The sequence below is a fragment of the Kineococcus gynurae genome, from assembly GCF_042433995.1.
Classification (GTDB): Bacteria; Actinomycetota; Actinomycetes; order Actinomycetales; family Kineococcaceae; genus Kineococcus; species Kineococcus gynurae.
Genome location: NZ_JBHLUI010000012.1, coordinates 145,650 through 158,563 on the forward strand (window position 1 = coordinate 145,650; position 12,914 = coordinate 158,563).

General features: G+C 73.0%; 15 protein-coding genes. 7 read left to right on the forward strand and 8 right to left on the reverse strand.

What is annotated here, in order from left to right:
* The first annotated feature begins 76 nt into the window (after window positions 1-76).
* Window positions 77-406, forward strand: a complete 330-nt coding sequence (locus tag ACFFKU_RS16685) for a hypothetical protein (protein ID WP_380139724.1) — start codon at window positions 77-79, stop codon at window positions 404-406.
* Here the strand turns inward: ACFFKU_RS16685 and ACFFKU_RS16690 are convergent.
* From ACFFKU_RS16690 to ACFFKU_RS16705, 4 genes are all read right to left on the reverse strand, one after another.
* The gene (locus tag ACFFKU_RS16690; protein WP_380139726.1) at window positions 392-2,338 is read right to left on the reverse strand and encodes a glycoside hydrolase family 13 protein; all 1,947 of its coding nucleotides are present in this window, start codon (window positions 2,336-2,338) and stop codon (window positions 392-394) included. The two genes, ACFFKU_RS16685 and ACFFKU_RS16690, sit on opposite strands and share 15 nt — an antisense overlap.
* A 1-nt stretch (window position 2,339) precedes the next feature.
* A complete protein-coding gene (locus ACFFKU_RS16695; protein WP_380140275.1) occupies window positions 2,340-3,200 on the reverse strand; it encodes a sugar ABC transporter permease in 861 nt (286 codons plus the stop codon).
* Window positions 3,201-3,289: 89 nt separating this feature from the next.
* On the reverse strand, window positions 3,290-4,834 hold the full coding sequence (locus ACFFKU_RS16700) for an ABC transporter permease subunit (RefSeq protein ID WP_380139728.1): 1,545 nt from the start codon (window positions 4,832-4,834) through the stop codon (window positions 3,290-3,292).
* A 196-nt stretch (window positions 4,835-5,030) separates the two neighbouring features.
* Window positions 5,031-6,308 (reverse strand): sugar ABC transporter substrate-binding protein, encoded by a 1,278-nt coding sequence (locus ACFFKU_RS16705; protein ID WP_380139729.1) that lies wholly within the window; start codon window positions 6,306-6,308, stop codon window positions 5,031-5,033.
* A gap of 159 nt (window positions 6,309-6,467) precedes the next feature.
* Between ACFFKU_RS16705 and ACFFKU_RS16710 the strand changes: the two genes are divergently transcribed.
* Entirely contained in the window at window positions 6,468-7,502 is a 1,035-nt protein-coding gene (locus tag ACFFKU_RS16710; RefSeq protein ID WP_380139731.1) for a LacI family DNA-binding transcriptional regulator, read from the forward strand.
* A 2-nt stretch (window positions 7,503-7,504) separates the two neighbouring features.
* Here ACFFKU_RS16710 and ACFFKU_RS16715 read toward each other — a convergent pair whose 3' ends face one another.
* Entirely contained in the window at window positions 7,505-7,873 is a 369-nt protein-coding gene (locus ACFFKU_RS16715; RefSeq protein WP_380139733.1) for a hypothetical protein, read from the reverse strand.
* Window positions 7,874-7,921: 48 nt separating this feature from the next.
* On the opposite strand from ACFFKU_RS16715, the gene ACFFKU_RS16720 reads away from it, so the two are divergent.
* The gene (locus ACFFKU_RS16720; RefSeq protein WP_380139735.1) at window positions 7,922-8,374 is read left to right on the forward strand and encodes a hypothetical protein; all 453 of its coding nucleotides are present in this window, start codon (window positions 7,922-7,924) and stop codon (window positions 8,372-8,374) included.
* Window positions 8,375-8,404: 30 nt separating this feature from the next.
* Here the strand turns inward: ACFFKU_RS16720 and ACFFKU_RS16725 are convergent, their stop codons facing one another.
* On the reverse strand, window positions 8,405-9,193 hold the full coding sequence (locus tag ACFFKU_RS16725; protein ID WP_380139737.1) for a phospholipase A2: 789 nt from the start codon (window positions 9,191-9,193) through the stop codon (window positions 8,405-8,407).
* Between the two features lie 157 nt (window positions 9,194-9,350).
* On the opposite strand from ACFFKU_RS16725, the gene ACFFKU_RS16730 reads away from it, so the two are divergent.
* From ACFFKU_RS16730 to ACFFKU_RS16740, 3 genes are all read left to right on the forward strand, one after another.
* Window positions 9,351-9,734, forward strand: coding sequence for a YidH family protein (locus ACFFKU_RS16730; RefSeq protein ID WP_380139739.1), 384 nt, complete (start codon window positions 9,351-9,353; stop codon window positions 9,732-9,734).
* On the forward strand, window positions 9,731-10,105 hold the full coding sequence (locus ACFFKU_RS16735; protein ID WP_380139741.1) for a DUF202 domain-containing protein: 375 nt from the start codon (window positions 9,731-9,733) through the stop codon (window positions 10,103-10,105). Before ACFFKU_RS16730 ends, ACFFKU_RS16735 begins: the two co-directional genes overlap by 4 nt.
* A 67-nt stretch (window positions 10,106-10,172) precedes the next feature.
* Window positions 10,173-10,640 carry a DUF2231 domain-containing protein gene (locus ACFFKU_RS16740; protein ID WP_380139743.1) on the forward strand — a complete coding sequence of 156 codons (468 nt, stop codon included), beginning with the start codon at window positions 10,173-10,175 and terminating at the stop codon, window positions 10,638-10,640.
* Between the two features lie 40 nt (window positions 10,641-10,680).
* Here the strand turns inward: ACFFKU_RS16740 and ACFFKU_RS16745 are convergent, their stop codons facing one another.
* Window positions 10,681-11,739, reverse strand: coding sequence for an NADP-dependent oxidoreductase (locus ACFFKU_RS16745; protein WP_380139745.1), 1,059 nt, complete (start codon window positions 11,737-11,739; stop codon window positions 10,681-10,683).
* A 53-nt stretch (window positions 11,740-11,792) separates the two neighbouring features.
* A complete protein-coding gene (locus tag ACFFKU_RS16750; RefSeq protein WP_380139747.1) occupies window positions 11,793-12,179 on the reverse strand; it encodes a DUF1304 domain-containing protein in 387 nt (128 codons plus the stop codon).
* Window positions 12,180-12,298: 119 nt separating this feature from the next.
* On the opposite strand from ACFFKU_RS16750, the gene ACFFKU_RS16755 reads away from it, so the two are divergent.
* On the forward strand, window positions 12,299-12,898 hold the full coding sequence (locus ACFFKU_RS16755) for a TetR/AcrR family transcriptional regulator (RefSeq protein ID WP_380139749.1): 600 nt from the start codon (window positions 12,299-12,301) through the stop codon (window positions 12,896-12,898).
* Window positions 12,899-12,914 lie beyond the last annotated feature (16 nt).

Below are 12,914 nucleotides of genomic sequence, written 5' to 3' on the forward strand. Positions count from 1 at the left end.
CAATAGTTGCTGCACGAACTGTTCGTGCGGAGAACATCCCGGGGACGGCCCGGGGACGGGCGTCGGGAGGGCGGACATGGCAGCGCGGGACGGGTCGGGCGGTCCTCGACGGGAGGAACTGCCGCGGTCGCTGCGGCGACCGCGGTCGCGCAACCGGTTCGTGGACCTGTTCCTCGACGCCGCCTTCACCTTCACGGGCCCGGCCCAGGTCGGGGCCGGTGAGGGCCCCCAGCGCGGCCCCCGGACCGAGGAGGAGGCCCGCGCCGGGTACGGGGAGTGGGACCGGGTCACCCGTGGTGGTCACACCTACCTCGTCCCGCGCGGACCGGCCGGGACGTCGGAGGATGCCGACGCCGAGGACCCGACGACGGGCCGGGCCGCGCCGCCCGACTCAGCTCACGGGTAGCCGCCAGACCCCCGACCCGGGCCCGCCGGCGCGCAGGACGAACGAGTCCGGGGCGTCGTGGGGGACCGAACCGGACACCTGCCCGGGTGCGGGACTGACCGCGACGACGTCGTCCGCGCCTGTGGCCCCCAGCACCGACAGCGGCAGCGCGAGCGGTTCGTGACTCCCGCGGGCGACGTGGACGAGGACGGCCTCCTCGCGGTGCCCGCGGACGAAGGTGAACCAGTCGGGCCCGCTCGAGATCCACCGCAGCCCGCCGCGCCGCAACGCCGGGTGGGCCGCCCGCAGGGCGATCCACGCGCGGTAGGCGGTCAGGGTCTCCTCGTCCCAGCAGTGCGGTCGGTCCCAGGGGAACGGGGTCCGGGCGTGCTCCCCGTCCCGGCCGGTGAGGCCGATCTCGTCACCGGCGAACACGCTCGGCACCCCCGGCAGGGAGAACTGGGCGGCGAGACCCACCAGGTGCCGGTCCCGCCCGGCGGGGCTGATCCCACCCGAGCCACCGCCGCCCACCGCCGTCCGGAAGCGGGCGATGTCGTGGGAGTCGAGGTGCAGGGTGGAGGCCGCCTGGGCCCGCCAGGGCATGGCCGCGTGCACCTCGCGCAGCGCCGCCACGACCTCCTGACCGGGGACGGAGGGGTTGCGTGCGGGTTGGCCGAAGAAGGTGCGGCCCAACGACTCGCCGGCGGACAGCCAGGTCCAGACCGGACGGGTGAAACCCGCGTAGTCCATGGTGCCGTGCCAGCCGTCGCCGACCTGCAGGTCGCGGGTGGCGTCGTGGCCGTGCTCGGCCAGGACCCAGGCGTCGGGACGCGTCTCCCGGGCGGTCCGCACCAGGGTCCGGGCCACCTCGTGGTTGAGGTCGACGTCGCGGTGCCGTCCGGTCATGTTGGCCACGTCGATCCGCCACCCGTCGAGACCGAGGCGCAGCCACCGGGCCACCACCGAGTCCGGCCCGTCGTAGAACCGCCGACGGAGCTCGACCGAGGCGTGGTCGAGCTTCGGCAGCGAGGTCACCCCGAGCCAGCAGGCGTACCCGGGGCCCGCCCCGCCGCCCTCGTCCTCGTCCTCGAAGTAGTAGAAGCCGTGCTCGGGGGAGGCCGGGTCGGCGACGGCGGTCCGGAACCACTCGTGCTGGTCCCCGGTGTGGTTCGTGGTCAGGTCGCCCACGACCCGCAGGCCGCGGGCGTGCGCCGCGTCCAGCAGCTCCACCAGCGCCTCGTCCCCGCCCAGGGCCGGGTCCACCACGTCGAAGGTGGTGGCGTCGTAGCGGTGGTTGCTGCGCGAGGGGAAGAACGGCGTCAGGTAGAGCACGGTGGCACCCAGCCCGACGAGGTGGTCGAGGTGCTCGGTGACCCCGGGCAGGTCCCCGCCGAAGAACTGCAGCGGGGTGCTCGGACCCTCGTGCACGACCGGGTCGTCCCAGTCGGCGGGTTCGGCCCACTCCGGGACGGGACGGGCGTCGGCCGCGCCCGAGCGACCGAACCGGTCGGGGAACACTTGGTAGACGACGGCGTCGGCGACCCAGTCGGGGACCGCGGGGTGGGCCACCAGCCGGAAGTCGGCCTCGTCGGTGACCTCGCGCCGGTGCACGCCGGTCCCGTTCAGCCACGCGTACCCCCCGGCCGCCGATCCCGGGGGGCCGGTGAGCAGGAACCGGTACGGGGTCACCGGGTTGTGCACGACGACGTCGACCGCCCACCACACCCCGGCCGGCCCCTCCGGGCCCGGCTCGGGGGTGGCGGCGAGCAGCACGGGTTCGCCGTCGCGGACCACCCGGGCGCTGACCTCGGTCGCTCCCGGCTCCCCGTCGGGCCCCCGGGGGACCAGGACGCGGAGCCGGACCGTGGCCCCCGGGTCGGGGTTCGACGGTTCCGTGCACCAGGACGATCCGTCGTGGTGCGGGTCCCGCCAGAGGACGTCGGGCGAACTCATCTCAGCCCTTCACCCCGCCGGCGGTGATGCCGCCGACGATGTAGCGCTGCAGGTACTGCATGAGCAGCACGACCGGGATGATGGTCAGCAGGGCGCCCGCCGCGAACAGCCCGAGGTTGTTCGAGCGGTCGGCGTCGATGATGGAGTAGAGGCCGACGGCGACCGTCCGGACCTCGGCCTGGCGCAGGAAGATCGAGGCGAGCAGGAACTCGTTGATCACCCCGACGAAGGACAGCAGCCCGGTCACCGCGAGGATGGGCTGCAGCAGGGGCAGCAGGATCCGGAAGAAGATGGTGGCGTGTCCGGCGCCGTCCACGGTGGCCGCCTCGTCGAGCGTCTTCGGGATGGCGTCGAAGAACCCCTTGATCAGCCAGACCTGGCTGAGGGCGAACCCGCACAGCACCAGGACGTAGCCGGCCAGGGTGTTCAGCCCCAGCGAGGGCACGATGTCCCCCAGGTCGGTGAACAGCAGGAACAGTGCGGTGGAGGCCAGGATCTGCGGGAACATCTGGATGAGCAGCAGCGTCAGCAGACCTCCGCGACGGCCCGTGAACCGGAACCGGCTGAAGACGTAGGCGGCCAGGGCGCTGCAGAACACCTGCACGACGGTCACCGAGAGGCAGACGATCAGCGTGTTCAGCATCCAGCGGCCGAACGGGCGCGACGGGTCGCTGAACAGGGCCGCGAAGTTCTCCAGGCTGAACCGGGTCGGGATGACCCCGGTGGAGGTCACGCTGCCCAGCGGGTTGAGGGCGGCCGAGAGGATGTAGAGGATCGGCACCGCGGCGTAGACCACGGCCAGCACGCCGATGACGTGCCGCCAGCCGACCTCGCGCCACCAGCGGCCGTCGGTGACGCCCATGGGCTTGTTGACCCGGGGGGCCTCCGTGCCCGGGGTCGCCAGCCGGGCGGGGGCGACGACGTTGTTCCCTGCGGGTTCGATGCTGGACATCAGGCCTTGTCCTCCAGACCCTTGGTGAAGCGGAACTGGAACGCGGCCACGAGGCCGGTGAGGATGAACAGCAGCACCGCGATCGCCGAGGCGAAGCCGAACTGCGCCCCGCTGGCCCCGAAGGCCAGGCGGACGGTGTAGCTGATGAGGATGTCGGTGCCCCCGGCCGTCGGGTTGTCCGGGGTGAACGGACCGCCCCCGGTGAGCAGCTGCACCGCGTTGAAGTTGTTGAAGTTGAACGCGAACGACGCCACCAGCAGCGGGGCCGTGGGGATGAGCAGCAGCGGGAACGTGATCTTGCGGAAGGCGGTGAAGCCGCTGGCCCCGTCGATGTCGGCGGCCTCGGTCAGTTCCTCGGGGATGGACTGCAGGGCCCCGGTGACCACCAGGAACATGTAGGGGAAACCTAGCCACAGGTTGGTCAGGATCACGGCGAGCTTGGCCGTGGTCGGGTTGCCCAACCAGTTGACGTCCAGGCCGAGCAGGTCGTTCACCAGCCCGAAGTCGGTGTTCCAGAACCCCGACCAGACCAGCAGCGAGATGAAGCCGGGGATGGCGTAGGGGAGCAGGAGCAGCGAGCGGTAGACCTTCTGGAACTTCACCCGCTTGTCGTTGAGGACGACCGCCAGGAACATGCCGAGGGCGAAGGTGGTCGCGACCGAGAGCGTCGCGAAGACGAGCGTCCAGGCGAAGATCTTGAGGAAGTTGCCGAGGATGCGGCCGTCGGTGAAGACCCGGACGTAGTTGGCCAGTCCGATGGTCGAGCCCCAGGACTGGTCGGAGAGCCGCTGGCCCTGCCCGTCGACGAAGAACTCCCGGTCCCCCTGCAGCTCGGGGCGGTAGGTGACCCCGGTCTGGGAGTTGGTGATCGTGTCGGCCGACTCGTCGTAGGTGAGCGGGGTGGACCCGAGGAACGCCTGCCGGATGCCCAGCTGGCGGATGGCGCTGCCGTCACCGGCCGGGACGGAGAACTCCTGCAGCACCGGACCGGCCGCGTTCACCTGGGTCGGGGTCAGCAGGGTGTACCCCGAGGCCTCGGTGACGAACCCGTCGGTGACGGTCGCCCCCTCCAGCGGCTCCAGGCCCTCGGCGGTGCCGACCTGGGCCTCGCCGTCGGTCGGGTCCACCAGCAGGAAGACGAACGGCCCGGTCGTCGTCGAACCCGTCGTCGCGACCGTCAGGTTGTACCGCGGCGCGTCGGGGGTCTGGACGACGGAGGAGCCGAGGATCTGCGCGACGGTCTCCTCCTTGGTGGTGCGCGTCCCGTCGCCGTAGTTGGTCAGCGAGATCTGGAACGTGGAGACCACGGGGTAGACGACCAGGGTCAGCAACAGCAGGACCCCGGGGAGCAGGTACTTCAGCGGCACCAGCCGGCGGGTGGCGTAGACCGCGATGATCGCCAGCGCGAGCACCCAGAAGGCGATCAGCCAGCCCCAGCGCCCGGCGGCGACGAGGGCGGGGGTGAGGGCGATGACGGTGCTGATCGTCACGGTCACCAGGAAGATCTTGGCGACGAGGGTGGGGACGCTGCGGCGCGTGCTCACGGGGATGGAATGGGCTTGCGGGGACTCCGTCGGTGCGGAGCCGAGGGTCGGTGTGGCCACGATGCCTCCGGGACGCTGGGATGCCGGCGACCGCGCCGGCGCAAGAGGTTGCTGGCGGGCCCGACCGGCCGGACGCAGGGGTCCGGCCGGTCGGCCCGGCGGGGGAGGGTCCCGGGTCGGGACCCGGGGGTGCCGATCAGGCGGCGGCGATCGCGTCCGCGATGGTGGTGCCGGTCTGCTGCATGGTGGTGGGGGCGTCCGCCCCGCCGACCAGGGCCGAGTACCCCTGGCCCAGGGGCTCGAACACCGCGGCCATCTGCGGGATCGAGGGCATGGGCGCGCCGTTGTTGGCGGCGTCCAGGAACGCCTGGAGCTGCGGGTCGGCCGCGACCTCGGACTCCTGCAGCGAGAGCAGGGTCGGGGGGATCTTGGCGCCCTCGTACATGGCCTTCATGGACTCCTCGGTGTTCATCGCGTTGCCGACGAACTCCTGCGCGAAGGCCTTGTTCTTGCCCTTGGAGGCGACGAAGAACGCCTGGACCCCGGCGAACGGCTGGGCCGGCTGCTGGCCCGCGAAACCGGGGACCGCCTGGAAGGCGTACTGGATCCCGGCCTCGTCGATGTCCGCCCGGGCCCACGGGCCGGACAGCAGGTAGGGGGCCTTCCCGTCCGCGAACAGGGCGATGGAGTTGTCACCGCTGACCGAACGGGTGAGGACACCGGAACCCTGCTCGCCGATCGACCGGATCTTCTCGGCCGCGGCGATGGAACCCGCCTGGCCGACCCCCAGGTCGTCGGGGTTGTAGGACCCGTCGGCGTTGCGGCCGAACACGTATCCACCCATCGAGGTGTAGAGCGGCTGCATGTGGTAGGCGTCGCCCAGCTCGCCGACGGGGAGGTTGAAGGCGGACTCGACCGTGCCGGCGCTCTTGAGTTCCAGCCCCTTGGCGAACGCGTCGTCGAGGGTGCCGGGCTCGTCGGGCGCCAGGGCGGTGTTGCGGTAGAGGACGAGCGCCTCGACCCCGTAGGGGAGGCCGTAGAGCTGCTCGTTGTAGGTCACCGCGGTGACCGCGATGGGGGCGTAGCTGGTGAGGTTCTCGGCGGTGAGCTGGAGCGGGTCGACCGCACCGTTCTGGACCATGTTGCCGATCCAGTCGTGGGCGCCGACGACGATGTCGGGGCCGTTGCCGGCGGTGTTGGCGGTGACGAAGTTCGCCTGCAGGTCGGTGATGGCCTGGACCCCGACGGTGATGCCGTTGGCCGAGGCGAAGGTGTCCGCGATCTGCTTGATCGCGTCGATCTTCAGCTCGTCGGTCCAGATGACCAGCTCCTCGTTCCCGCGCACCGGTGCGCCGGAGGAACTCGGGGCCGCGCTGGGCTCGCCGGCCCCACCGTCGTCGCTGGAACTGCAGCCGGCCGCGAGCAGGGTGGTGCCGATGAGGGCGCCGCCGAGGGCGTGTCGTCGGGTGAGCATGGGTCGCGCTCCTTCGAGAGAGGGGCGTCACGAGGTGGGGGACGGTCGTCGTCCGGCTCGCAGCGCTGCGTCTGGCGAGGACTGTAGGCGTTTGCCGGGCTCCTGCCAAGATTTCCTGCAAGTTCTTGCAAGACCGTGTCGAAGTTGTAACCTGGGCCCATGCGCGCTCGCCTGGTCGACGTCGCGGCCCGGGCCGGGGTCAGCGAGGCGACCGTGTCGCGCGTCCTCAACGACCGGCCCGGGGTGTCCGAGGCCACCCGGCAGAGCGTGCTGCGGGCGGTCGACCTGCTCGGGTACCAGCTGCCGGAGCGGTTGCGCCCCAAGACGTTCGGCACCGTCGGGCTGATCGTGCCCGAACTGTCCAACCCGGTCTTCCCCCGCTACGTCTCCGCCCTGGAGCGGGCCCTGCTGCGCGAGCACCTCGTCCCGGTGCTGTGCTCCTCGGTCGCGGGCGGCCTGCACGAGGACGACTACGTCCGGATGCTCGTCCAGCAGCACGTCGCCGGCATCGTCTTCGTCTGCGGCATCCATTCCGTCGCCGGGGAGGACCCCGCGCGCTACCTCGCCCTGCGCGAGTCGGGCACCCCCTTCGTGCTCGTCGAGGGCCACCTGCCCGGCGCGCCCGTCACGACGATGTCCACCGACGACACGCTGGCCGTCCACCTCGCCGTCGACCACCTCGGTGGGCTGGGGCACCGGACGTTCGGCCTGGTCGCCGGCCCCCTGCGCTACACCGCGGTGCAGCGGCGGGTCGGGGCCTTCCACGCGGCGCTGGCCCGGCAGGGCGAGGGTTTCCGCGGGTCGGTCGAGCACGACCTGTTCACCCTCGAGGGGGGTTACCACGGGGCCGAGCGGTTGCTCGACCGCGGGGTGACCGCCCTGATCTGCGCCTCCGACGTGCTGGCGATCGGGGCCATGCAGGCGGTGCGCGGTCGCGGTCTGCGGGTCCCCGAGGACGTCTCGGTCGTCGGCAGCGACGACAGCCCGACGATGGAGTTCATCGCGCCGCCGCTGACCACCATCGCCCACCCCGTCGCCGAGATCGCCGACGCGACCGTGCAGGCCCTGCTCGGCGAGATCGCCGGCCGCCCGGTGCCCCGGGCCGAGGCGCTCTTCTCCCCGACCTTGGTGGTCCGCGCCTCCACCGCCCCGGCCCCGGTCGGCGCGGTGCCCGTGCGGACCGAGGCGGTCTGACCTCAGCCGCCCGGTCGGCCCGGTCGGGGAGGGGTTCCCGACACCGCGGCGACCAGCGGTACGAGGTCGACGAAGTCCGACGACCGCTCCGCCCGGCGCCGGTTCAGCGAGTAGGCGAGCGCCGGGGCCCCGGTCAGCTCGACGGTCCGGGCCCAGGGCGGGACGGTGCCCGCCACCAACCGGTGGCTCACCGCGACGGCCCCGGTCCGGGTCAGGGCGGTGTGCACCTGCTCGATGCTGCGGGCGGGGATGGGCGCCAACCGGGCGTCCCGGGCCTTGCGGACGTCCCCGAACCACCACGGGGCCATGAAGTCGGCCGGGACCTCGGGGTTGAAGACCACGGTCTGCTCCAGGAACGTCGTCCAGTCCACCGCGGTGGCCCCGCCGCTCCCACGGTCCGCAGTCGGATCTACGAGGACGTGGACGCGGGGGAGTCCCGCCCGGACCGGATGGAGCTCTACCGCGGCGCTCCCCGCGGGATGATCCTCGGGGCCGCGCTGCGCGAGCACGACGTCGGCAATCCCGACGAGTTCCGCCCGCAGGTGGAGCAGTTCGTCGGCGCGGTGGCCGACCAGCTGCCGCCGCTGCTCATGAAGGTGCCCTACGTGGGCGCGATCCTGGCCGCGGGGGCCGCCCTGGTCCTCGGTGAGCTCAAGAAGCCCATCTCGGACTTCCTCAACGGCCTGCTGGGGACCGACGACGACGACCTCGGCGCCCACGTGTTCGTGCTGTCGGCCAAGGACATGGTCCTGCTCGCCTGCCGCACCCTGCCGGACACCTACCAGGGGGTCGTCTCGAAGGTCCAGCCCCCGCTCCTCGGTGGGGGGCAGGGAGCCTCCTACAAGATCTGCCTGACCGCCGACGCCGTGTGACGCGACGGCCGGGCGGGGGCAGAGCCGGAGTCAGGCCTCGGTGGAACTGGTGGAGACCCCCCACCACCAGGCAGAGGTGGCCGTCACCGACTGGTAGAGGGTGGGGACCCAGGAGCGGCAGGAGCGGGGCCAGCCGAAACCGCCGGTGAGCCGGGGCTGACCCGCCCGGACGCAGGAGGCCTCGGCATCCAGGCGGAACGTCTCGTTGATGGCGGCGAGCCGGGCCCGGGTCGGGTCGAACTTGTTCGTGCTGCGCGGGCTGAAGTTCCGCGAGCCGAAGTCGTGCTTGACGCAAGCGTCGTGGAAGGTGCGCTCGACGTCGCCGTAGGTCGGGCCGGAGCACCCGTCGGTGCTCCAGTCGAAACCGTCGGGGGTACCCGCGCGCCCCTTGGCGACCGGGATGAACAGGGGCACCGCGGTTTGGGAGAGCGTGAGGGCCTCGGCGCGACGGTTGCGGGCCGGGTCGGCGAGGCGTTGGGTCAGCGTGGTCCCGTTCGCGAGCGCCCAGATGGTCCCGCCCTTGAAGAAGGCCACCCCCGGGCCGGGCCCCTCGACGCCGACGAGTTCCGGGCTGAGCGGGACCCCGAGGGGTCCGCTCGCGCCGCCGGAGGCGCGGTAGGCGGAGTCCACGGCCCCGCACAGGCTGATCCGGGCCGTCGAGGGTCCGTAGCCGGTGCAGGTCGCCGCCTGGGCCGGGGTCGCCAGGACCGGCCCGAGGAGCAGGGCACCCGCCGCGGCCAGGGCGGCGGCCCGGCCACGCCTCCCCGTGCGGCGGGAGGTCCGGGGGAGGGCGCCGTCGACCGTCGTGCTGCTGCTCATCGATGAGTCCCGTCTGTGCGAGCGCCGGCACCGCGCCAGCAAGATCGACGGTACGCCCCGGCTCCCGGCCCGTCACGAGGTCGGCGGAAGTGGGCGTGACATCATCGGGCGCGTCGGGGCCGCGCCGCGGTCGGGACCACCGGGCGAAGGGTCGGACGTGCCACGAGGAGGACGGTCGTCGTCCCGGGACCGCTTCCCGCGCAGCGTCTTCGGTCACGGTTCGGAGCCCGACCCGCGTTTCTCGTTGGCCAACGAGCGGACCTTCCTCGCGGGGTTGCGGACGGCGTTGGCCCTCACCGCGGCCGGGGTGGCGCTCGAGGCCCTGGCCCTGCCGCTGCAACCGCAGCTGCGGCTGGCGGCGTCGCTGCTGCTGATCGTCCTGGGGGTGCTGACCCCGGTGCTCGCCTGGCGCGGGTGGGCCCGCGACGAACGGGCGATGCGGACCGGGGCCGCGCTGCCGGCACCGGGGATCGTGTCGGTGCTGTCGGTGGGGGTCACCCTCGCGGGGTTGCTCGTCCTCCTCGGGATCTTGTGGCGATGAGCCCCGAGCGGTCCGGCCCGCCGGACCCCGGCGTCTTCGACCCGGGGTTGCAGCCCGAACGCACGGCGCTGGCCTGGCGACGGACGGTGCTCGCCGTCCTCCTGGTCGCGGTCCTCGGGGCCCGGGTGCTCGCGCCGCGACTGGCGCTCCTGGCCGTGCTGCCCGCCGGGGCGGGGGTCCTCTCCGCCCTGTGGCTGCGCGGGGTCGCCCGTCGTCGTCAGCAGGGAACGGCGGCGGCGTTGCGGAACGGCGGGGACCTCCGTGCGGGACCGGACGGTCGGGACCTGTTCGTCGCCGCGGTCGCCGCGGGCGGGGCGGGGGTCGGCGCGGCCGTCGCGGTGGTCCTCGCCCGATCCGTCGTGGGGGCTTGACCCGGGACCACCGACGGCCTGTACTTCAAGTCACAAGTATTCGCCGTCCCGAGCCCGGAGGACACCCATGTTCGACACGCTGAACGGCCTTCCCGTGCACGCCCTCGTCGTCCACGGTGTGGTGGTGCTGCTGCCGCTCGCGGTGCTCGGCACCCTGGCCGTCGCGGTGCGCGGGGCCTGGCGTCGCCGCTACGCCGGGCTCAACGCGCTCGTGGCCCTGGTGGCCCTCGCGCTGGTCCCGGTGGCCACCGAGAGCGGGGAGGCGTTGGAGGCCCGCGTCGGGGACCCGGGCCAGCACGCCGCCCTCGGGTCCTCGCTGCTGTGGTTCGCGATCCCCCTCGCGGCCGTGGCCGTGCTGCTCTGGTGGCGCGGGCGTGCGGAGTCCCGCAGCCGCACCCCGGGGCGCCCGACCCGGGCGACCGCGGTGCTCGCGGTCGTCGCCGTGCTCGTCGCGCTCGCCGCCGGGGTGCAGGTCGTGCGGGTGGGGGACACCGGGGCCCGGGCCGCCTGGGGCTCGGTCGTCGCCAACACCTGAGCGGCTCGCGGCGGGGGCGGCGGGGGCGGCGGGGTGGGCCTCAGGCGTCGACCCGCACGACCATCTTGCCGGTGTTGGCCCCGCGCATCATGGACAGGAACGCCTCGACCGTGTTCTCCAGGCCGTCGACCACGGTCTCGTCGAAGGTGACGGAACCCTCGCGCAACCACCCGCTCATCGCGGGACCGAACTCCGCCGACCGGTGCAGGAAACCTCCCACGGTGAAACCGCGCAGGGTCAGGCCCCGGGTGATGGCGTTGGCCAGGTTGTCCGGGCCGGGGGTGCTGCCGGTGCTGTTGTAGGCGGAGATGGCGCCGCAGAGCGCGGCCCGCCCGCCGTCGTTGAACGCGTCGAGGGCGGCCTCGAGGTGGTCGCCGCCCACGTTGTCGAAGTAGACGTCGATCCCGTCGGGAGCGGCCTCGGCGAGCTGTTCGCGGATCGGCGCGTCCTTGTAGTTCAGGGCGACGTCGAACCCGTACCGCTTGGTCAGCAGGCGGGCCTTCTCCGCCGACCCGGCGGAACCGATCACCCGGGCGGCGCCCAGCCGGCGCGCGACCTGGCCCACGGCGGACCCCACGGCTCCCGCCGCACCGGAGACGAACACCGTCTCACCCGGTTGCAGCGCAGCGATGTCGGTGAGTCCCACGTAGGCGGTGAGGCCGGTCATGCCGAGGATCCCCAGGTGGACCGAGGGGGAGAGGCCCGGCACGTCGGGCACGACCCGGAACTGCCCGGCGTCCTCCTGCACGACGTCGCGCCACCCCAACTGGTGACTGACCAGCGCGCCGACGGGGTGCTCCGGGCTGCGTGAGGCGACCACCCGGCCGACGGCCCCACCGGTGAGCGTCTCACCCAGCGCGAACGGGGCGACGTAGCTGCGACCCTCGTTCATCCGACCCCGCATGTAGGGGTCGACGGAGAGGAACGCGTTGCGGACCCGGACCTGCCCCGGCGCCAGGGGCCCGTAGGTGACCTCGACCGTGCGGAAGTTCTCCTCGGTCGGCCACCCCTGGGGGCGCGCGACGAGCTGGATCTGCGTGCTGCGGACGGTGCTGCCCGCGGTGTCCTCGGCGGTCGTGGGGTCCGGGGTGGTGCTCATGAGGTTTCTCCTTGTGCGGTGGGCTGGGGGTGAGGGGCGGGGTCCGGCGTCCGTCAGCCGAGGCGGGCGAGGACCAGCAGGACGATGCCGAGCAGGGGTGGGACGAACTGGCGTGCGGCGGCCGAGGCCTTGTCGGGACTGGAGACCAGGAGCACGAGGCCGGCCGCGGCCATGCAGCCCGCTCCGGCGAGGACCAGCGTCAGGCCGACGACGTCGGAGCCGGTGGCGACGAGCACGGTGCCGAGGACCACCAGCACGGCCAGGAAGAGGTTGTAGAAACCCTGGTTGAACGCCAGTTCGCGGGTGGCCTCCGCCTCGGCGGGGGAGGTTCCGAAGACGGCCCGGGCCCGCGGTCCGGTCCAGGCCAGCGACTCCAGGTACCAGACCAGGACGTGGACGGCGGCCGCGAGACCGGTCAGCACGAGTCCGGCGACGAGCATGGTTCGACCTCTTCCCGGGGGCGACCCCTCTTTTGTGGACCGACCGGTCCAGAATATACTGGACTGGCCGATCCACAAAATGAGGTGTCGACCCGTCCGGCGGGTGGGAAGGAGGCGGCATGGGCCGCAGCAGGAGCTTCGAGGCGGACGAGGTCGTCCGCCGGGCCCGGGACGTGTTCTGGCGGCACGGTTTCGAGGAGGCGTCCCTGCCGCTGCTGGAGGCGGCGACGGGGTTGCGCCGCTCGAGCCTCTACCACGCCTTCGGCAGCAAGCGCGGGCTGTTCGACGCCGCGGTCGGCAACTACCTCGACGAGGTGCTGCGCCCGCGACTGCGTCCGCTGCAGACCGTCCCGGTCGCCCCGCAGGCGCTCGCGGACTATCTGCTCGGGTTGCGCGGCGCCTTGGTCGCGGTCGCGGGGGCCGATGGCACGCCTCCGCCCGGATGCCTGCTGCTCAACACCGCGTCGGGGACGCTGGGGGCCGACGCCGGGGTCCGCGAGGTCCTGCGGCGCTACCGGTCGGAGCTGCGGGAGGCGGTCGCCGCGGGGGTCGCCGCGGCCTCCCCCGGGTCGGGTCCGGAGGACCGGGCGCGCGTCGTCACGGCCGTGGTGGCGCTGGCCGTCTCCGCCCTGGTGCTGGTCCGGGTGGACCCGGACGCGGCCACCGAGGCGCTCGACGCCGCCCTCGCGCTCGTCGGCGCGGAGGAACCCCCGGGTTGAGCGCGGAACGGGTCTG

What these genes read in the sequence shown, in the direction of transcription:
- ACFFKU_RS16685 (WP_380139724.1), top strand. Translation starts at nt 77, where the DNA reads ATGGCAGCGCGGGACGGGTCGGGCGGTCCTCGACGGGAGGAACTGCCG.
- ACFFKU_RS16690 (WP_380139726.1), bottom strand. Translation starts at nt 2,338, where the DNA reads ATGAGTTCGCCCGACGTCCTCTGGCGGGACCCGCACCACGACGGATCG.
- ACFFKU_RS16695 (WP_380140275.1), bottom strand. Translation starts at nt 3,200, where the DNA reads ATGGGCGTCACCGACGGCCGCTGGTGGCGCGAGGTCGGCTGGCGGCAC.
- ACFFKU_RS16705 (WP_380139729.1), bottom strand. Translation starts at nt 6,308, where the DNA reads ATGCTCACCCGACGACACGCCCTCGGCGGCGCCCTCATCGGCACCACC.
- ACFFKU_RS16710 (WP_380139731.1), top strand. Translation starts at nt 6,468, where the DNA reads ATGCGCGCTCGCCTGGTCGACGTCGCGGCCCGGGCCGGGGTCAGCGAG.
- ACFFKU_RS16725 (WP_380139737.1), bottom strand. Translation starts at nt 9,193, where the DNA reads ATGAGCAGCAGCACGACGGTCGACGGCGCCCTCCCCCGGACCTCCCGC.
- ACFFKU_RS16735 (WP_380139741.1), top strand. Translation starts at nt 9,731, where the DNA reads ATGAGCCCCGAGCGGTCCGGCCCGCCGGACCCCGGCGTCTTCGACCCG.
- ACFFKU_RS16740 (WP_380139743.1), top strand. Translation starts at nt 10,173, where the DNA reads ATGTTCGACACGCTGAACGGCCTTCCCGTGCACGCCCTCGTCGTCCAC.
- ACFFKU_RS16745 (WP_380139745.1), bottom strand. Translation starts at nt 11,739, where the DNA reads ATGAGCACCACCCCGGACCCCACGACCGCCGAGGACACCGCGGGCAGC.
- ACFFKU_RS16750 (WP_380139747.1), bottom strand. Translation starts at nt 12,179, where the DNA reads ATGCTCGTCGCCGGACTCGTGCTGACCGGTCTCGCGGCCGCCGTCCAC.
- ACFFKU_RS16755 (WP_380139749.1), top strand. Translation starts at nt 12,299, where the DNA reads ATGGGCCGCAGCAGGAGCTTCGAGGCGGACGAGGTCGTCCGCCGGGCC.